The 17,990-nt window shown below is 71.4% G+C and carries 15 protein-coding genes; 3 read left to right on the top strand and 12 right to left on the bottom strand.

The window, feature by feature from the left end; genetic code table 11:
- Window positions 1–26: 26 nt before the first annotated feature.
- From V6R91_RS26435 to truB, 4 genes are all read right to left on the bottom strand, one after another.
- A complete protein-coding gene (locus V6R91_RS26435; RefSeq protein ID WP_336397672.1) occupies window positions 27–983 on the bottom strand; it encodes a bifunctional riboflavin kinase/FAD synthetase in 957 nt (318 codons plus the stop codon).
- Complete coding sequence (locus V6R91_RS26430; protein ID WP_174522544.1) at window positions 980–1,384, bottom strand: hypothetical protein; 405 nt, start codon at window positions 1,382–1,384, stop codon at window positions 980–982. Before V6R91_RS26430 ends, V6R91_RS26435 begins: the two co-directional genes overlap by 4 nt.
- Window positions 1,385–1,503: 119 nt before the next feature.
- Window positions 1,504–1,878: a hypothetical protein gene (locus V6R91_RS26425; RefSeq protein WP_336397671.1), complete on the bottom strand. Its 375-nt coding sequence runs from the start codon at window positions 1,876–1,878 to the stop codon at window positions 1,504–1,506.
- Window positions 1,875–2,795 carry a tRNA pseudouridine(55) synthase TruB gene (gene truB, locus V6R91_RS26420; RefSeq protein WP_336397670.1) on the bottom strand — a complete coding sequence of 307 codons (921 nt, stop codon included), beginning with the start codon at window positions 2,793–2,795 and terminating at the stop codon, window positions 1,875–1,877. The genes V6R91_RS26425 and truB overlap by 4 nt, the downstream gene beginning before the upstream one ends.
- 71 nt (window positions 2,796–2,866) lie before the next feature.
- Between truB and V6R91_RS26415 the strand changes: the two genes are divergently transcribed.
- Window positions 2,867–3,778 carry an A/G-specific adenine glycosylase gene (locus V6R91_RS26415; protein WP_336397669.1) on the top strand — a complete coding sequence of 304 codons (912 nt, stop codon included), beginning with the start codon at window positions 2,867–2,869 and terminating at the stop codon, window positions 3,776–3,778.
- A 14-nt stretch (window positions 3,779–3,792) separates the two neighbouring features.
- Here the strand turns inward: V6R91_RS26415 and V6R91_RS26410 are convergent, their stop codons facing one another.
- The 5 genes from V6R91_RS26410 to nusA all read right to left on the bottom strand — a co-directional run bounded on the left by V6R91_RS26410 (window position 3,793) and on the right by nusA (window position 10,881).
- Window positions 3,793–5,994 (bottom strand): helix-turn-helix transcriptional regulator, encoded by a 2,202-nt coding sequence (locus tag V6R91_RS26410; protein ID WP_336397668.1) that lies wholly within the window; start codon window positions 5,992–5,994, stop codon window positions 3,793–3,795.
- Between the two features lie 187 nt (window positions 5,995–6,181).
- Window positions 6,182–6,613, bottom strand: coding sequence for a 30S ribosome-binding factor RbfA (rbfA, locus tag V6R91_RS26405; RefSeq protein ID WP_336397667.1), 432 nt, complete (start codon window positions 6,611–6,613; stop codon window positions 6,182–6,184).
- A 123-nt stretch (window positions 6,614–6,736) separates the two neighbouring features.
- Complete coding sequence (infB, locus tag V6R91_RS26400; protein WP_336397666.1) at window positions 6,737–9,490, bottom strand: translation initiation factor IF-2; 2,754 nt, start codon at window positions 9,488–9,490, stop codon at window positions 6,737–6,739.
- 59 nt (window positions 9,491–9,549) lie between these two features.
- The gene (locus V6R91_RS26395; protein WP_271062390.1) at window positions 9,550–9,858 is read right to left on the bottom strand and encodes a YlxR family protein; all 309 of its coding nucleotides are present in this window, start codon (window positions 9,856–9,858) and stop codon (window positions 9,550–9,552) included.
- Window positions 9,859–9,891: 33 nt separating this feature from the next.
- On the bottom strand, window positions 9,892–10,881 hold the full coding sequence (gene nusA / locus V6R91_RS26390; protein WP_336397665.1) for a transcription termination factor NusA: 990 nt from the start codon (window positions 10,879–10,881) through the stop codon (window positions 9,892–9,894).
- Between the two features lie 120 nt (window positions 10,882–11,001).
- Between nusA and V6R91_RS26385 the strand changes: the two genes are divergently transcribed.
- Window positions 11,002–12,468: an alanine/glycine:cation symporter family protein gene (locus V6R91_RS26385; protein ID WP_336397664.1), complete on the top strand. Its 1,467-nt coding sequence runs from the start codon at window positions 11,002–11,004 to the stop codon at window positions 12,466–12,468.
- Window positions 12,469–12,511: 43 nt separating this feature from the next.
- Window positions 12,512–13,591: a DNA polymerase IV gene (locus tag V6R91_RS26380; RefSeq protein WP_336397663.1), complete on the top strand. Its 1,080-nt coding sequence runs from the start codon at window positions 12,512–12,514 to the stop codon at window positions 13,589–13,591.
- Window positions 13,592–13,608: 17 nt separating this feature from the next.
- Here the strand turns inward: V6R91_RS26380 and V6R91_RS26375 are convergent, their stop codons facing one another.
- The 3 genes from V6R91_RS26375 to V6R91_RS26365 form a co-directional block, all read right to left on the bottom strand.
- Window positions 13,609–14,757 carry an outer membrane protein assembly factor BamB family protein gene (locus V6R91_RS26375; RefSeq protein ID WP_336397662.1) on the bottom strand — a complete coding sequence of 383 codons (1,149 nt, stop codon included), beginning with the start codon at window positions 14,755–14,757 and terminating at the stop codon, window positions 13,609–13,611.
- 275 nt (window positions 14,758–15,032) lie between these two features.
- Window positions 15,033–16,061, bottom strand: coding sequence for a TIGR00730 family Rossman fold protein (locus tag V6R91_RS26370; protein WP_271062394.1), 1,029 nt, complete (start codon window positions 16,059–16,061; stop codon window positions 15,033–15,035).
- 155 nt (window positions 16,062–16,216) lie between these two features.
- Window positions 16,217–17,977, bottom strand: a complete 1,761-nt coding sequence (locus V6R91_RS26365; RefSeq protein ID WP_336397661.1) for a proline--tRNA ligase — start codon at window positions 17,975–17,977, stop codon at window positions 16,217–16,219.
- Window positions 17,978–17,990: the final 13 nt, after the last annotated feature.

Raw genomic sequence — 17,990 nt, 5'->3', positions numbered from 1 at the left:
TCGGAACGCCCCGACGCCGCAGCGCATCACCGCCCCGCGTCACCCAGAAGAAGTCGTCGTGCCTGCACGACGTCCGCGGCGATGCTCTCCTTGAGCTGCTCGATGCCGGTGAAGGCGGTCATCCCCCGCAGCCGCTGGGTGAACTCGACCACCGCGTCGTGTCCGTAGAGGTCCAGATCGTCCTGGTCGAGCACGTGCGCCTCGACCTGTCGCTGCGGCACGTCATCGAACGTCGGATTGGTGCCGACGGAGATCGCCGCGGGGTGGCGCACCCCTGTGGTGCGGTCCTCCAGCCATCCGGCGTACACGCCGTCGGCGGGGGCCAGCGCGTCGAGGGCGGGCTCGAGGTTGGCGGTCGGGAACCCGAGCTCCCGCCCCCGCTTGAGCCCGTGCACCACCTCGCCGCGGACCGTGACCGGACGGCCGAGGACCGCGGCCGCCAAGGACACGTCGCCGGCGGCGAGCAGCTCGCGGATCCAGGTGGACGACACCCGTCGGTCGGCGCCTTCCAGGAACACGTCCTCGACGAGGTCCACGATGAAGCCGGACTCCGCGCCCAGCTCTCGCAGCAGCTCCGGCGTCCCGGCCCCGCGGTGGCCGAACCGGAAGTCGCGACCCACGAGGATGACGGCGGCATGCAGCGCGTCGACGAGGATCGACTGCACGAAGTCGGTGGCCTCCCTCGCCGCGAGCTGCTCGTCGAACGTGAGGACGAGGGTCGCGTCCAGCCCGCACTCGGCCAGGAGCTCGAGCTTGCGCTCCACGGTCACGAGGCTGTCGGGGCAGCGATCCGGACGAAGGATGCTGAGCGGGTTGCGGTCGAACGTGACGGCGACGGTCCGCGCCCCCAACGCCTGTGCGTCCGCGCGGGCGCGTTCGATGACGGCGCGATGGCCGGCGTGGACGCCGTCGAACTTCCCGATCGCGACGACCGTGCGGCCGAAATCCGCCGGGATCTCGGACGGGTCGCGGAAGACGATCACGCCCGCTCCTCCCCCGCGTGTGCGGACGGGCGGTGCGTGCGCAACCACCACATCCCGAGGATCGGGAGGAACAACGGCACGAGGAGGTAGCCGAGCCCGAACTGCGACCAGACCGTCTGGTGCTGGAAGATCTCCGGCACGAGGAGGCTCAGCGCGCCGACGACGAGGACGCCGGTCATCTCGAACACGATCGCCACCCACGCCACCGTGTACCAGCCCGGGCGCCCGGCGAGGATCAGCGCGAGCGTCGCGACGATGTAGACCACCGCGGCGGCGGCGGACAGCGCATAGGCGAGCGGGGCCTCGTCGAACCGCTGCACGATCTGCACGAAGGACCGGCCGGTCGAGGCCAGGGCCATCACGGCGTAGACGATGACGAGGACGCGTCCGACGCCGCGCATGCGGCGGGTCGGGGGCGTGTCGGGGCGGGTCGAGACGGTGCTCATATCGCCTTCCATCCTACGGTGCGGAAGGATCGGCGATCCGCGCCTCCGCGCCTCCGACAAGGGCGCCCGCGGCGTCAGACGCCGGGGAACGGCGTGGTCCAGATCACCTGCATGCGCCAGATCATGACGGCAAGGGACAGGGCGACCACCCCCATGATCACGGTGCTCCAGCGGCTGCGTTCGAGGAGGGCCCAGAGGACGCCGCCGATCGGCAGCAGGACTGCGGAGACGAGATACACCCAGTACTCCAGCGCGTTGCCCAGCGTCGGGTTGCCCACGAACGGCGCGACGATCGCCACGACCACCTGCGCGACCAGCAGCAGCTCCAGCAGCGCCAGCGCGCCCACGGACAGGTCGCTGGGACGACGCCCCGCGAGCCCCAGGCCGACGCACAGCAGACCGCCGCCGATCGCCACCACGAGCTGAGCGATGGTGAACCCGATGATCATGCGTGCTCCCCCTCCGCCGTGGCGGGAGCATCCGGCTCGGGCATGTTCATCGTGCTCTTCAGGTCCGCGCCGCGCGGCTCCACGATCCCGACGAGCGATCCCGCCGGGTCGATGGCCGCGGCGCGCGTGCCGGGGATCCTCTCCCGCTGCCCGACCAGGCGTTTTCCGTGACGCAGATCGCGCGCCTCGTCCGCGGAGACGTCGAGCCGTGGGAGGACACGAGCCGCCGCGACGGCCGCGGACAGCCGGGGGTGCACGGCCAGTTCGTCGATCCCGCCCGCCTCGGCGACGTCGAACGGCCCCACCCGCGTGCGGCGCAGCCCGGTCAGATACCCGCCGACGCCCAGCCCTGTGCCCAGATCGCGGGCGAGGGCGCGGATGTAGGTCCCGGAGGAGCAGTCCACGATCACATCGAGGTCGATCCCGTCCTCGCCCCGTCGGATGTCCTGCACGTCGAATCGGGAGACGGTCACGTCGCGGGCGGCGAGCTCGACCTCCTCCCCCGCACGGACCCGGTCATACGCCCGACGCCCGTCGACCTTGATCGCCGACACCGCGCTCGGCACTTGCTGTAGGGGCCCGGTGAGCGCCTGCACACCGGCGGCGATCCGCGCGTCGTCGACGGCAGCGAGGGCGGCAGGCGTGGCCGGATCCGTGATCTCGCCCTCGGCGTCGTCGGTCGTCGAGTGCGCGCCGAGGCGGATCGTAGCGGTGTAGGTCTTGTCGGCTCCCACGATGAACGTGAGCAGGCGCGTCGCCGCCTCCACGCCGAGGACCAGGAGCCCGGTGGCCATGGGATCGAGGGTCCCGGCATGGCCGATCTTCCGCGTGCCCAGTCCCCGGCGTGCCCGCGCCACGACATCGTGGCTGGTCAGCCCACCGGGCTTGTCGACGAGGAGGATTCCGGGGGCGGTCACCTCTCCACCCTATCCGCGCGCGCGCTCCCCTCCCGCCGGGGCGACGTCCGCGGCCCGGTTATCGTGGAGGGATGTCCTCCGCCGGCCCCACCGCCCCTGCCGAGGCGGAGCGGACCGCCTCCCTCCTCGGCGACTGGTACCGCCGCCACGCCAGGGATCTGCCCTGGCGGCGGGCAGAGTTCCTGGAGCGCTACGGCGCGTGGGGCGTCCTGGTCAGTGAGTTCATGCTCCAGCAGACGCCCGTGACGCGGGTCATCCCCCATCTCGCGGCCTGGCTCGACCGCTGGCCCACCCCGGACGCCCTCGCGACGGCCACCCCGGCGGAGGTCGTGCATCAGTGGGCGAACCTCGGATACCCCCGGCGGGCGCTCTGGCTGCATCGCGCGGCCGGCGTCGTCGCGGCCGAGCACGGGGGGACGGCCCCGCGAGAGGTGGAGGCCCTTCTCGCGCTGCCGGGGATCGGCGACTACACGGCGCGGGCGGTCGCGGTCTTCGCGTACGGCGACCGCCACCCGGTCGTGGACACGAACACCCGGCGCGTCCTCGCCCGCGTGCGGCACGGACGCGCTCAGCCCGGCCCGCCCTCGCGAGGGGATCTGGAGGACATGCGGCGCATGCTCCCGGACGACCGCGAAGCCGCGGCCGTCGTGAACGCGGCGATGATGGAGCTCGGAGCGACGATCTGCGGGGCCCGCTCGACCGACTGCGGCTCCTGCCCCCTGGCCGATGAGTGCGCCTGGCGAGCGGCCGGGTATCCCCAGGGCGAGGACCGACGACGCCGGCAGGCGCGCTACGAGGGCTCGGACCGCCAGGCTCGCGGCGGCGTTCTGAAGGCGCTGCGCCACGCTCCGGAGCACCGTCTCCCCGCCGACGCGGTGCTCGCCGACTGGCCGGACCCCGCACAGCGAGACCGGGCCATCGACTCCCTGATCGCCGACGGGCTCGTCGAAGCCGATGACGCGGAGCTGAGACTTCCACACTGAGTCGCGCGCGGCGCTCAGCCGTGCTGATTCGTCCGGTGTGCCAACGCGGTGAGCTCGGAGCGGGAGCGCACGCCGAACTTGGCGAACAGCCGCCCGACGTGGACCTCCACGGTGCGCACGGACAGGCCCAGCGACGCGGCGATCTCGCGGTTCGTCGACCCCTCGGCCACACGCATCGCCACCTCCAGCTCGCGCTCGGTCAGCAGAGGTTCCCAGACGGTGCGGCAGGTCCCGAGCGGATCCACCGGCGTGAGATCGATGCCGGAGTCCTCGGCGAGGTGCAGCGAAGCGGATTCCTCCGCACCCAGGCGCGCGAGCCGCGCTGTGACCGACGCGGCCCAGGCGTCGGCGCCGGCCTCGGCGAACAGACTTCGGGCGGCGCGAAGGTGCCGCAGTCCGACTGCGCTCTCGCCACGCGCGGCGTTCGCGGATCCGAGCAGAGCCTCGATCCGTCCGCGCTCGAACGGTGATCGGACACGACGACCGGCATCGGCGGCGCCCGCGTAGTCGACGGCCGACCCGCCGTCGCCGAGCGTGCGGACGACCGCGCGCAGGTGCCGGGCATGCGCCGCGTCCGGAGGCTCGACCGTAGCGTCGACAGGGAGGGGCCCGACCTCGTCCAGCCCGGGGACCCCGAGACACGGAGAGGGTGCCCCGCGCTCCGACCAGAGCCGGAGGTGAGTGGCCGCCTCGTCGCTGCGACCGGCGAGATAGGCGGCGACGCCGCGCTCGACCAGACCGTCCGTGCCGGTTCCCGGGGCGAGGCCGGCTGCAAGCGCTTGCGAGAGCGGCCCCGTCCGCCCGTCGACGGCGAGCTCGAGCCGTCGCAGCACCGTCACGCCGAGGCCGGCGAAGGGGATCTCGACCGGGAGGACCCCACAGGACGCGCGCAGCAGCTCCGCGGCCGCCCGCACCTCCCCGCGCCAGAAGCGCAGCAGCGCCACGGCGACGATCCGATAGGCCTCCGCGACGGGGCTCCGCTCGAGGCCGCCCCAGAGCGCGTCTGCGCGCGGCCGCGGATTCCCCGGTGCGAGCAGGAACAGTCCCCCTTCGGCATCGCCGGCGAGAGCCCGGTACAGGGCGGCGCGAAGCGTGTCCGCCGACGGCGCCTCCTCGTCCCGCTCGCGTTCGTAGAGGGCGCACCACGCCGCGGCCGCGTCCCTGATCGTCCCGCCGGCGATCGCCAGCGCCATCGGGTCCCTGGTGAGCGCGAGCAACCGTCGAGACCGCGCTCGTTCGCCACGCTCCGCGCTGAGCGCGGCGCCCACCGCCGCGGCCCGGCTCCACGCGCGCCACTGCTCGGCACCGTCTTCCGCGGGACGATAGTCCGTCAGCTCGATCTCCGGCACTGCTCCGTGCAGGAAGGCCGTCGCGGCGAGATGCTCAGGCAGAGCGTCCAGGGCGATCGCGGGGTCTTCGAGGAGCGGTGAGAGCCACCGGGACGCTTCCTCGGCCCACCCCGCGGCCAGTGCGGCTCTCCCCGCGAGCAGCCGGCAGGAAGCGACATCGGCGGGTGCCGCGTGCCCCGCGGCCTCCCTGGCGACGAGGAACGCCCACTCGGCATCCCCGTCGGCGAGAGCGTCCGCGGCGAGCGTCAGCAGGTCGGGGACGAGGCGCGGGTCTCCGGTCGCGTTCGCGCACGCCCGGTGCCACTGCGCGCGACCGTGCTCGCCGACGGCGGCGTACGCGGCCGCCCACCGGTCATGGGCCGCGAGGCGCTCGGCGAGGTCCGCCGAGCCGAGCACCCAGGCCCTCAGGCGCTCGTCAGCGAAGACGAAACGCCCCGCAGAGATGGAGAGGTCTCTGCTCAGGCGGCTCCCGATCACCCGGTCCGCGCGGCATCGTCCGGCTCGCAGCAGCATCGACAGGCGGTCGTCCGCACTGAGCGCGGCCAAGAGAAGCACCCTCCGCTCCTCGGGCGTCCAGGTCGCCCCCGCGACACGCTCCGCGAGCGCGGGCGTCAGGGGAAGCGGGTGCGGCAACGGTCGCCGACCGGTCGCCTCCGCATGGGTGAGCCGACCGGCGACCTCCACGAGTGCTCGGTCATCGTCCTGCAGCTGCGCGCGAAGCCGCGCCACCACCCTGGGCACCGCGTGCACCCCGCGCGCGTGCAGAACGGCCAGGATCCGCTCGACGTCGGCGGGACACGGCAGGCCGGTTGCCCCTGTCGCCGCCTCCCGCGCCGCGCGCGGAGAACCCGCAAGACCCGTCCCCATCCGCACCCCGCTCACCCCGTCGTTCGCGGATCCATCCTAACAATGCATGCCAGACAACGACGCGACTGTCTGTGGAAAAAGGGGCGCATGACCGCAGAGTTCCGCTCTGCACGGGAACAGCATGCCAGCGTAGGGCCAGGAACGACGATGCCGCCCGCCCCGAAGGGCGGGCGGCATCGTGATCGACTCAGACGTCGTCGAGGTCGTCGTCCACGCGATACGGATCGGCGTCCCCCGCATGCCGCGCCGAGGACGCGAGCTCCGCCACCTCGGCATCACGCTCACGGGCCTGACGGAGCAGATCCGAGATGTGATCCGCGGACTCCGGCAGAGCATCGGGGATGAACTCCAGCGTCGGCACCAGACGGATGTTGAGCTGGCGGCCGACCTCCTTGCGCAGCAGCCCCGTCGCCGAGGCGAGGGCCGCACCGCTGGCGATCCGCTCCTCCTCGCTGCCGAGGACGGTGTAGAACACCGAGGCGTGCTGAAGATCGCCCGAGACCCGGACGTCCGTGATCGTGACGAATCCCAGACGCGGGTCGCGCAGCCCCTTCTCCAACCGCTCGGCGAGGATCACGCGGATCCGATCCGCGAGTCGTGCCTGTCGTTCTCCGGCCATCGTTCTCTCCTGCCCTGTGCCACCGCGGTCGTTGAGCGAAGAGCGAAGGGACGAGACGAAACGCCCTCAGATGACCTGAAAGCGTTTCGTCTCGTTTCGCTCGCCCAACGACCTGCTGTCGGATCAGCCTCGCGGCTTCTCCACCATCTCAGTGGTCTCGATCTCGTCGCCGACCTGGATGTCGTTGTACTTGCCGAGGCCGATACCCGCCTCGAAGTCCGTGCGGACCTCGGTGACGTCGTCCTTGAAGCGGCGCAGCGACTCGATGGCGAGGCCATCGGCGATGACGACACCGTCGCGGATGACGCGCGCCTTGGCGTTGCGCGTGATCGTGCCCGAACGGACGATGACACCGGCGATGTTCCCGAACTTGGAGGAACGGAACACCTCGCGGATCTCGGCGACGCCCGACTGGACCTCTTCGAACTCCGGCTTGAGCATGCCCTTCAGCGAGTTCTCGATCTCGTCGATGGCGTTGTAGATCACCGAGTAGAAGCGGATGTCCACGCCCTCGCGGGCCGAGGCCTCACGCGCTTTGGTGTCGGGGCGGACGTTGAAGCCCACGATGATCGCGTTGTCAATCGTCGCCAGGTTCACATCGGACTCCGTGATCGCGCCGACGCCGCGGTGGATGATCCGCAGCTGGACCGAATCGTCGACCTCGATCTTGAGGAGCGACTCCTCCAGCGCCTCGACGGCACCGGACACGTCACCCTTGATGATGAGGTTGAGCGTCTCGACCTTGCCCTCCTCGAGAGCACGGGTGAAGTCCTCGAGCGAGATGCGCTTGCGGGCCTTGGCCAGCAGGGCGTTGCGCTCGACGGCCTCCCGCTTCTCCGCGATCTGCCGGGCCATGCGGTCCTCTTCGGTGACGATGAAGATGTCCCCGGCACGAGGCACCGAGTTCAGGCCCTGCACCTGGACCGGACGGGACGGGGCGGCCTCCTCGACCGTCTCCCCGTTCTCGTCCAGCATCGCCCGTACGCGGCCGTAGGCCGTGCCCGCGACGATCGCATCGCCGACGCGCAGCGTTCCGGACTGGATGAGCACCGTGGCCACCGAGCCGCGCCCCTTGTCGAGCTTCGCCTCGATCGCGACACCGCGCGCCGCCTTGTTCGGGTTGGCCGTGAGGTCCAGCCCCGCGTCGGCCGTGAGCAGCACGGCGTCCAGGAGCTCCTGGATGCCGGTGCCCGCACGCGCGGACACGTCGACGAACATGACGTCGCCGCCGTACTCCTCGGCGACCAGGCCGTACTCGGTGAGCTGCTGGCGCACCTTGGCCGGATTCGCCTCGGGCTTGTCGACCTTGTTGACCGCGACCACGATCGGCACGTCCGCCGCCTGGGCGTGGTTCAGCGCCTCCACCGTCTGCGGCATGATGCCGTCGTCGGCGGCCACCACGAGGATCGCGAGGTCGGTCACCTGCGCGCCGCGGGCACGCATGGCGGTGAACGCCTCGTGACCCGGGGTGTCGATGAAGGTGATCGCACGCTCGTTGCCCTCGTGCTCCGTCCACACCTGGTACGCACCGATGTGCTGCGTGATGCCGCCGGCCTCGCCCTCGATGACGTTGGTCTGCCGGATCGCGTCGAGCAGTCGCGTCTTACCGTGGTCGACGTGGCCCATGACGGTGACCACGGGAGGACGGATCTCGAGGTCGTCCTCGCTCTCCGCCTCCAGCTCCGCCTCGAGGTCCAGACCGAAGCCCTCGAGGAGCTCCTTGTCCTCGTCCTCGGGCGAGACCATCTGGATCTTGTAGCCGAGCTCGGCGCCGAGGACCTCGAAGGTGGCCTCGTCCAGCGACTCCGTCGCCGTGGCCATCTCACCGAGGTTGAAGAGGATCGTGACGAGCGTCCCCGGCTGCACGGTGTACCCGTTCAGCGCCTCGAGCTTGTCCGCGAAGTCCGCGATGGACGCGCCGCGACGCAGTCGGATCGTCTCGCCGTTGCCCTTGGAGACATTGACGCCGCCGACGACCGGCGCCGACCGCATCTCGAACTCTTGCCGCTTCGCCCGCCGCGACTTGCGCTGCTTGCTCTTGCCGCCGCCCTTGCCGAACGCGCCGGCGGTACCGCCGCCGGGACCGCGTCCGCGGCCTCCACCGCCGCCCGGGCGACCGGCGAACCCGCCGCCGGGACGCTGGAAGCCGCCGCCGGCACCCGCGCCGGCTCCGGCGCCGCCGGGACGACCGGGACCGCCGGGGCGCTGCTGGAACGGCGCGCCGGGACGACCGCCCTGACCGCCGGGACGCCCCGGACGACCGCCGGGACCGGGGCGGGGGCCGCCGATGCGGGGCGAACCGGGACGCGGCGCCTGCGGCCGCGGGATGTTGCCGGGCGTCGGGCGCTGGCCCATGCCCTGCTGGGAGGCGAACGGGTTGTTGCCCGGACGCGGGCCGGCCGGGCGCTGGCCCATGCCCTGCTGCGACGCGAACGGGTTGTTGCCCGGACGCGGCGCTCCCGGCTTGGGAGCCTGGCCACCGGGCTTCGGAGCCGCGGCCGGACCGGGCTTCGGCCCGGTTGCCTGCTTGTCCGCCGGAGCCTCCGCCGCGGGGGCGGTCGGTGCGGGGGCGGAGGGAGCCGGGGCCTCGGCCTTGGCCGGGCCCGGCTTGGGACCGGGGACCGGAGCCTGGCCCTGGGGGCCGGGCTTGGGCGCGCCGGGCTTCGGCGCCGCGGCCGGCTTGGCGTTCGCGGGCGCGGCGGCCCCTGCCGGCTTGTCCGACTCGATGGCGGCCCGCAGCTTGCGCGCGACGGGGGGCTCGATGGTCGAGGACGGGGACTTCACGAACTCGCCGAGCTCCTTGAGCTTGGCGAGTGCGAACTTGCTGTCGACGCCGAGTTCAGCGGCGATCTCGTGCACACGTGGTTTGGCAGCCACAATTCTCCTGTCTGGGTCGGTCCGCCCAGGCAGGGCAGACCACTAGTCGCGGACGGGTCTCATTTCGAGCCGTTCACTTTGTTTCCATAGCCGTTCAGCCGTTTCTCGTTGGTCTGCGTGTTCTCCGCCCAGGGCGGTTCCTGGGCTTCCGGGAAGTCCAGGGCGGGCGACACACGGAGCGCACGGGCGAATGCGCGGCGCCGCTGGGCGGCTTCGACGCATTCGGGAGTCGGATGCACCCAGGCGCCTCGGCCCGGAAGCACGGCGCGAGCGTCGAAGACGAGCGCACCGTCCCGGACGACCACCCTGAGCAGGGCGGCCCGAGACGCACGAGTGCGACAACCGACGCACGTTCGTACGGGATCCATCCTACACCTCGTCGCCTCGCGGATCCGCCGCGGTCACCCCTCGTCGAGGATGCTGTCGGGCTGGATGTCGATCTTCGCGCCCGTGAGCTTGGCGGCCAGCCGGGCGTTCTGCCCTTCCTTGCCGATGGCGAGCGAGAGCTGGTAGTCCGGCACCAGTGCGCGCACGGCCTTGGTGGCGGGGTCCAGGACGAAGGCGCTGGTGACCTTCGCGGGCGACAGGGCGTTCGCGACGAACGTCGCAAGGTCCGCGTTGTGGTCGACGATGTCGACCTTCTCCCCCGCCAGCTCCTCGGTGACGGCGCGCACGCGACGCCCGAGCTCGCCGATGCAGGCGCCCTTGGCGTTGATCGCGGGGTCGTTCGCCTTCACCGCGATCTTGGTGCGGTGACCCGCCTCGCGGGCGAGGGCGACGATCTCCACGAGCCCCGCGGCGATCTCCGGGACCTCCAGCGCGAAGAGCTTCCGCACGAGACCCGGGTGCGTGCGGGACACCGTGATGGACGGGCCCTTCGCCCCCTTGGCGACGGACGTGACGTACACGCGCAGCCGCGATCCGTGACGGTACTCCTCGCCCGGGACCTGCTCCTCGGGGGGCAGGATCGCCTCGACCGAACCCAGGTCCACGTGGATCATGCGCGGGTTGGGCCCCTGCTGGATGACGCCCGCGACGATGTCGCCCTCCTTGCCGCGGAACTCGCCGAGGACGGCGTCGTCGGCGATGTCGCGCAGGCGCTGGCTGATCACCTGCTTCGCGGCGAAGGCGGCGATGCGTCCGAAGTCGGCCGGGGTCGCGTCCTCCTCGCCGATCACGGCGCCCTCGTCATCGTGCATCGGGACCAGGACGGCCACGTGGCCGGTCTTCCGGTCCAGCTCGACGCGGGTGCCGGCGGGCAGTTCGCCGTCCGAGGAGTCGTTCTTGGCGTAGGCCGTCAGGATCGCCTGCTCGATGATGGCGATCAGCTCGTCGAAGGGGATCTCCTTCTCGCGCTCGATCGTGCGCAGCAGTCCGAGATCGATGTCCATGGCGGGCCTCCCTATTCAGCTCTCAGCCGCGCGCCCCGCGCACGGCATCCGTACAACGATACCGGACCGGCCGGCCTCGATCCCCGGGGTCCGGCTGCCCTCTCGTGGATACTGGGCGGCATGGATGCGATCAACGAGTGGCTGCTGACGTGGGGCGATCGGTACTGGACCTGGGTCGTGCTGCCGATCGTGGTGGCCCTGGGTCTGTACTTCACCGTCCGCAGCGGCGTCGTGCAGTTCCGGCTCATCCCGGAGATGTTCCGGACCCTCACCAACCGGACGCCGCAGACGGCGGACGGGCGTCCGCAGTCGGTCTCCGCGTTCCAGGCCTTCACGATCTCCGCGGCCTCGCGGGTGGGCGTCGGCAACATCGCCGGCGTGGGGACGGCGATCGCGATCGGCGGCCCGGGCGCGGTGTTCTGGATGTGGCTGATGGCGTTCATCGGCGGCGCGTCCAGCTTCATCGAGTCCTCCCTCGCCCAGCTGTACAAGGTGCGCGATCGCGACGGGTTCCGCGGCGGCCCCGCGTACTACATGAGCCACGGTCTCCGCGCCCGCTGGATGGGCGTGCTGTTCGCGGTCGTGCTCATCGTCTGCTTCCCCATCGCGTTCAGCTCCCTGCAGGCGAACACGGTGCAGGCCACGCTGGCCGCGTCGCTGCCCGCCGGATCGGACGGCTGGCTGCCGCTGGTGAGCGGCATCGTGCTGGCCGGCCTCACCGCGCTGGTCGTGTTCGGCGGGGTCCGCCGGATCGCCTCGGTCACCCAGACGCTCGTCCCGCTCATGGCGATCGCCTATCTCCTGCTGGGCCTCGTCGTGGTCGTCATGCACGCCGACCGCATCCCGGAGGTCATCGGCGCGATCTTCGGGCAGGCGTTCGGTCCCAACGAGGTGGTCGGCGCCGCGTTCGGATACGTCGTGCTGCAGGGCGTGAAGCGGGGAATGTTCTCGAACGAGGCGGGACTCGGATCCGCTCCGAACGCCGGCGCGACCGCCGCGGTCACCCATCCGGTGAAGCAGGGGCTCGTGCAGACGCTCGGCGTCTACTTCGACACGTTCCTCGTGTGCTCCATCACGGCGTTCATCATCCTCGTCTCCGTCCCGGACCTCGCCCAGGCCGAACGGGGCATCGGGCTGACGCAGGGGGCCCTCGTCGGAACCCTCGGCGAGTGGTCGAACATCGTCCTGAGCGTCATCATCTTCCTGCTGGCCTTCAGCACGATCATCGGCAACTACTACTACGGCGAGTCGAACATCGAGTTCATCACCACCCGACGCGGGACGCTCACCGCGTATCGCGTGGTCGCCGTCGCCGCCGTGTTCCTCGGCGCCCTCGTGTCGGCCGACGTCATCTGGAACTTCGCCGACGGGGCGATGGGCCTCATGGCGCTGGTCAACCTCATCGCCATCCTGCTGCTTTCGGGCATCGCGTTCCGGCTGCTGAAGGACTACACCGCCCAGCGACGGGAGGGACGCGATCCCGTCTTCACCCGGGACCGGCTGCCGGACGTGCACGGGATCAGCGTGTGGGAGGACGAGGAGACCGTGACCGGTCCCATCTCCGCCCCGGCGCGCACGCGACGCTGATCCGGGGGTGCCGTCCTCGGGCATCGCCGGGCAGACTGGGCTCATGACCGGGACACCGATCCCCTGGGTGCTGCACGTCGATCTCGACCAGTTCATCGCCGCCGTCGAGGTGCTGCGGCGCCCAGAGCTGGCCGGCCTCCCGGTGATCGTCGGCGGTCGCGGGGATCCGGGGGAACGCGCCGTCGTGTCCACCGCGTCGTACGAGGCGCGGGAGTTCGGCGTCGGGTCGGGCATGCCCCTGCGGATCGCGGCCCGGAAGGTGCCGGACGCCGTGATCCTTCCCGTGGACGCGCCCGCCTACCTGGCCGCCTCCGACGAGGTCATGGCGGTGCTGCGCGCGCATCCGGGCGCCGTGGTCCAGGTCCTCGGCTGGGACGAGGCCTTCGTCGGGATCCGCACCGCTGACCCCGAGGAGTCCGCGCGGCAGGTGCAGCGCGCGGTACTCGAGCGCACCTCGCTGCACTGCAGCGTCGGCATCGGCGACACGCTCGTCCGAGCGAAGATCGCGACCGGCTTCGGCAAGCCCCGCGGGGTGTTCCGGCTCACCGCGGAGAACTGGTTCGACATCATGGGTGAGCGCCCCACCCGGGATCTCTGGGGCGTCGGCCCCAAGATCTCGAAGCGCCTTCTCGGCCTCGGCGTCCGTACCGTGGCCGAGCTCGCTTCCGCCGACGAGACGGCTCTGATCGACGAGTTCGGGCCTCGGATGGGCCCGTGGTACCAGGAACTCGGTCGCGGGGAGGGGGCCTCCGTGGTCGACGACACCCCGTGGGTCGCGCGCGGGCACAGCCGGGAGACCACGTTCCCGAAGGATCTCCTGGACCCGGGCGACATCGCGGAAGCGACCGGAACGCTGATCGATCAGGTCCTCGCCGACGTCACCGAGGAGGGGCGTCCTGTCGTCGGCGTCGCACTCAAGGTCCGGTACGCGCCGTTCGTGACCAAGACGTTCACGAAGCGGATCCCGGAGACATCCGCGCCGGACGACGTCCGCGCCGCGATCCTGGCGCTGGTGGCACGGATGGAGGAGAACCGGCCGGTGCGTCTGATCGGCGTGCGCGCGGAGATGACGATGCCCGAGGACGCGCGAGAGGGGCACACGCCGACCCGCGGCGGGTGGTGACCTGCCCTGAGCGTCCGTCAGTCCAGCGGATGCACCGCGTACTGCTGCACCAGGTCCGCGTCGCGACCCGTGCGCACCAGCAGGTGGCGCGCGCTCATCGAGACCACGTGGCCGGCGACGGGCGTGCTCAGCACGTTGCCGTGGACGTCGACCGCGACTGACGCGTCATCGTCGCCCTCCAGCCAGACGTATCCGGCCGGAGTGCTCTCGGGGACGCCGCCGATATCCGGGAACCATCCGGAGTCGGTCACGTCGCCGTCAGCGTCGACCGTGAGAAGCCGCGTCTCCCGTTCGTTCCCCGATCGGAAGCCCTGGCACACCAGCAGTGCACCTCCGCCGCAGCTGCCGAATCCCTCCGGCGGCTCGAGCTCGTCTCCGAGGGTCGTGACGATCTTCCCGCCCGCGGCGCCCGCCAGATAGGCGCCGCCGAGCGCGGACTCGGCCACGGCGAGATCCTCGGCCCGCCACAGCGACGTGCCGGTGCGCGCATCGATCCGGGACACACCGACAGCGCTGCCCGGGACCATCTGCTCATCCGGGTCGACGTGCTCCACCCAGGCGGCAGCGCCGGGAAGCTCCGGGAGGGCGAGACCGGGAACCGTCCAACGCACCTCACCGGTGGCCAGGTCGAGGCCCTGGGACTCGGTCGTCGCACGACCGGCCGGCGGCGGCGCGCCGTTCTTGTTGGTGAGAGTCACGACCACGGTGGCATCGTCGACGGCGATCCGCTCGAGCCACAGGCTCGAGTAGTAGCCGGCGGCGGGGTCGTCGACGGCGACGGACGGACGCAACGGCGTCGTCCAGAGCACCGACCCGTCGTCGGCGGACAGCGCGACCAGCCCGCGCTCATCGCTCACCGACACCTCTCCCGGCGCGCACAACGAGGTCGGGCATCGGGTGAGGAAGTACTCGGCGAGGAGGACCTCTCCGTCGGCGCTGGCCGCGAGGGGGCCGTCGATCACGGACGCGCCGTCTGCGTTCAGAGGCGTCTTCTCTTCGATCCGCCAGCGCTCCCCACCGCTCGCGAGATCCGTGACCACGACGGTCCTGCCGTTGTCCCGGCCATAGGCGATCGCGTCTCCGGCCAGAACGACCCGCCACACCTCGCCGAGCCCCGCGGTCGTCCACGAGGCCGACCCGACGTGGAGCCGCGGCAGTTCGGGCATCGGTCGAGGCGGCGCGGAGACCGGAGCCGTCGGTGCGGCCGTGTCCTGCGCCGTCGGCGACTCCCGCGACGCAACAGTTCCCGTGCAGCCGGCCACCGCCAGCGTCACGCCGATCACGAGGACGAGACTCCGAAAGATGGTGGTCCCGCGCACGGCACCTCCTGGTGTGCAATACGACCCACGTTTCCGGGGCGTCCGACGATTATGGCACCTCGGCGATCGGGACACGACGTGACGCGGACCGAAGCGACCACGCCGACCGCCGACGCCCGGGATCAGGGCACCAGGTCGTCGATCGCGCGGATCAGCTGGTACAGGTCGCCCACCGCACGCTGGCGCAGCCGCAGCACCAGTCGAGGGAGCTCGAGCTGGTCCTCGTCCGTGCGCTCCGGGCCCAACGGGCCGGATCGCTCGATCGCGCCGGAGGCGCACATCCCGCCGAAACGCTCGTTGAGCGCGGCGAGCTGCTCGTCGGTGGGCTCCTGGCGGATGCGCAGGACCAGACGATCCCCGACCCAGCGCAGCGAGTCGTAGTTGCGCCAGAAGCCCGTGATCTCCGCGGCGGCGGCGTCGACGGAGTCGGTGATGAGAACCCGGTCCAGGTCATCCGGGGAGATGACGCCCGCAGGGACCAGCTGCTCGTCCACGAATCTCCGGAGACCGGACCAGAAGCCGCCCCCGCGCGCATCCAGCAGAGCGATCGGCATGGGCTCCGCCTTGCCGGTCTGCTGCAGGGTGAGCAGCTCGAACATCTCGTCCAGCGTCCCGAACCCGCCGGGCAGACACACGAACCCGCGGGACTCCTTCATGAGCATCAGCTTGCGGGTGAAGAAGTACTTCATCGCCACCACCTGCGACTCCTGCGCGACGATCCCGTTCGCCTTCTCCTCGAACGGGAGCCGGATCGACACGCCGAGGGACTTCTCGGGCCCGGCGCCCTCCGCGGCCGCCTGCATGATGCCCGGGCCGGCGCCGGTGACCACCATCCACCCCTCTGCGGCGAGCGCCGCGGCGACGTCCCTGGCCTGACGGTAGAGCGGGTCGTCCTGCCGGGTGCGGGCGGATCCGAACACGGTCACCTTCGGCACGCCGTGGAAGGGACGGAAGAGCCGGAAGGCGTCACGCATCTCGGCGAGCGCCGCCGACGCGATCTTCAGGTCGAGCCGGTCGGTCTCCTCCTGACCGAGCCGCAGGGCGGTCTGCAGCATCCGCGAGACCAGTGTGCGCTCCCCGTGCACACCGGCCTCGTCCATGAGCGCGTCGATGTCGGTCTGCAGCGTCTCGGGAAGGATCACGTCGGTCATGCTTTCAGCCTGGCACAGCCCGCCGCCCCTTCAGCGCACCGCGTCGCCGAGGTCCACGCCCCGGAGTTCCGGCACGCGAGAACAGGCGAACGCCCGGGATCAGGCGGATCGCGCCGATCCCTGCCTGTTCCCGGGCGTTCGCCTGATTCGGGGTGTCAGCGTGACGCGGCGAGGCGTCGGACGGCCTCGTCGGCCGGCAGCGCCTCGCGCTCGCCGGTCCGGCGGTCCCAGAGCTCGACCTGGCCGTCGGCCGCGCCGCGGCCGACGATGAGGATGCGCGGCACGCCCACCAGTTCGGCATCGCCGAACTTGACGCCCGGCGACACCTTCGGGCGGTCGTCGTAGAGCACCTCGAACCCGTCGGACTCGAGCTGCGCGGACAGGCTCTCGGCGAGGGCGAACGCCGCCTCGTCCTTGCCCGTCGCCACGACGTGCACGTCGAACGGGGCGACCGAGGAGGGCCAGATGAGCCCCTTGTCGTCGTTGTTCAGCTCGGCGATGATCGCGAGGATCCGGGTCACGCCGATGCCGTAGGAGCCCATGGTGACCGTGACGAGCTTGCCGTTCTCGTCCAGCACCTTCAGCCCGAGGGCCTCGGCGTACTTCCGCCCGAGCTGGAAGACGTGGCCGATCTCCATGCCGCGCGCGAGCGTCACCGGGCCCGAGCCGTCGGGAGCCGGGTCGCCCTCACGGACGTTCGCGATCTCCACGTAGCCGTCAGCGGAGAAATCGCGGCCGGCGACGACGCTGTGCGCGTGCTTCTCGTGGATGTTCGCCCCGGTGATCCAGCGGGTCCCGTCGGCGACCCTCGGGTCGAGCAGATAGCGGATGCCGGTCGCCGACTCCTCGCCGAGCACGGCACCCGTGGGCGACCAGGGACCGATGTAGCCCTTCACGAGAAGCGGGTGCTTGGCGAAATCGGCGTCGGTCGCGGGCTCGACCTCGGCCGGCGCGAAAGCCACCTCGGCGCGCTTCTCATCCACGTCCCGATCGCCCGGGACGCCGACGACGACGAGCTCGCGCGATCCGTCGAGGTGCGTGAGCGCCAGGACGACGTTCTTGAGGGTGTCCGCGGCGGTGACCTCCCCGTCCAGGACACGGTTGCTGTGCGCGACGAGCGACTCGATCGTCGGGGTGTCCGGCGAGTCGAAGACGGTGGCCTCGGGGGCGTCCTCCCACCCGAGCGCCTCGGGCGCCGTCGTCGTGTACGCCTCGACGTTGGCCGCGTAGCCTCCGGCCGAGCGCACGAACGTGTCCTCACCGACGGGCGTCGGGTGCAGGAACTCCTCGCTGCGAGAGCCGCCCATGGCGCCGGCGTCGGCCTGCACGATCACGTACTCCAGGCCCAGGCGCTGGAAGATGCGCTCGTACGCGTCGCGTTGAGCCTGGTAGCTGGCGTCGAGCCCCTCGTCGGACGCGTCGAACGAGTACGCGTCCTTCATGGTGAACTCGCGTCCTCGGAGCAGGCCCGCCCGGGGACGCGCCTCGTCGCGGTACTTGTCCTGGATCTGGTAGATCGTCAGGGGCAGGTCCTTGTAGGACGAGTACAGGTCCTTCACGAGCTGCGTGAAGGCCTCCTCGTGCGTGGGCGCGAGCAGGTAGTCGCCGCCCTTGCGGTCCTGGAGACGGAACAGCAGCTCGCCGTACTCGTCCCAGCGGCCGGTCGCCTCGTACGCCTCGCGGGGCATGAGCGCCGGGAAGTGCACCTCCTGCGCCCCGGCCGCGGCCATCTCCTCGCGGATGACCGTCTCGATCCTCGCCTTGACCCGCAGCCCCAGTGGCAGCCACGCGAAGATGCCGGCCGCCTGCGGTCGGATGTACCCGGCGCGGATCAGCAGCTTGTGGCTGGCGACCTCGGCGCCGGCGGGGTCTTCGCGGAGCGTACGGAGGAAGAAATTCGACAGACGTGTGACCACGCGATCAGTCTAG

The sequence above is a fragment of the Microbacterium sp. CCNWLW41 genome (assembly GCF_037083505.1).
Note: the sequence above shows the minus strand (reverse complement) of the source record. Positions and strands in the feature narration are given on the sequence as shown.

Coding starts and splice junctions, on each gene's coding strand:
- V6R91_RS26430 (WP_174522544.1), bottom strand. CDS start 1,384: ATGCGCGGCGTCGGACGCGTCCTCGTCATCGTCTACGCCGTGATGGCC.
- V6R91_RS26425 (WP_336397671.1), bottom strand. CDS start 1,878: ATGATCATCGGGTTCACCATCGCTCAGCTCGTGGTGGCGATCGGCGGC.
- V6R91_RS26415 (WP_336397669.1), top strand. CDS start 2,867: ATGTCCTCCGCCGGCCCCACCGCCCCTGCCGAGGCGGAGCGGACCGCC.
- V6R91_RS26410 (WP_336397668.1), bottom strand. CDS start 5,994: ATGGGGACGGGTCTTGCGGGTTCTCCGCGCGCGGCGCGGGAGGCGGCG.
- rbfA (WP_336397667.1), bottom strand. CDS start 6,613: ATGGCCGGAGAACGACAGGCACGACTCGCGGATCGGATCCGCGTGATC.
- V6R91_RS26395 (WP_271062390.1), bottom strand. CDS start 9,858: ATGGATCCCGTACGAACGTGCGTCGGTTGTCGCACTCGTGCGTCTCGG.
- nusA (WP_336397665.1), bottom strand. CDS start 10,881: ATGGACATCGATCTCGGACTGCTGCGCACGATCGAGCGCGAGAAGGAG.
- V6R91_RS26385 (WP_336397664.1), top strand. CDS start 11,002: ATGGATGCGATCAACGAGTGGCTGCTGACGTGGGGCGATCGGTACTGG.
- V6R91_RS26380 (WP_336397663.1), top strand. CDS start 12,512: ATGACCGGGACACCGATCCCCTGGGTGCTGCACGTCGATCTCGACCAG.
- V6R91_RS26375 (WP_336397662.1), bottom strand. CDS start 14,757: ATGCCCGAACTGCCGCGGCTCCACGTCGGGTCGGCCTCGTGGACGACC.
- V6R91_RS26370 (WP_271062394.1), bottom strand. CDS start 16,061: ATGACCGACGTGATCCTTCCCGAGACGCTGCAGACCGACATCGACGCG.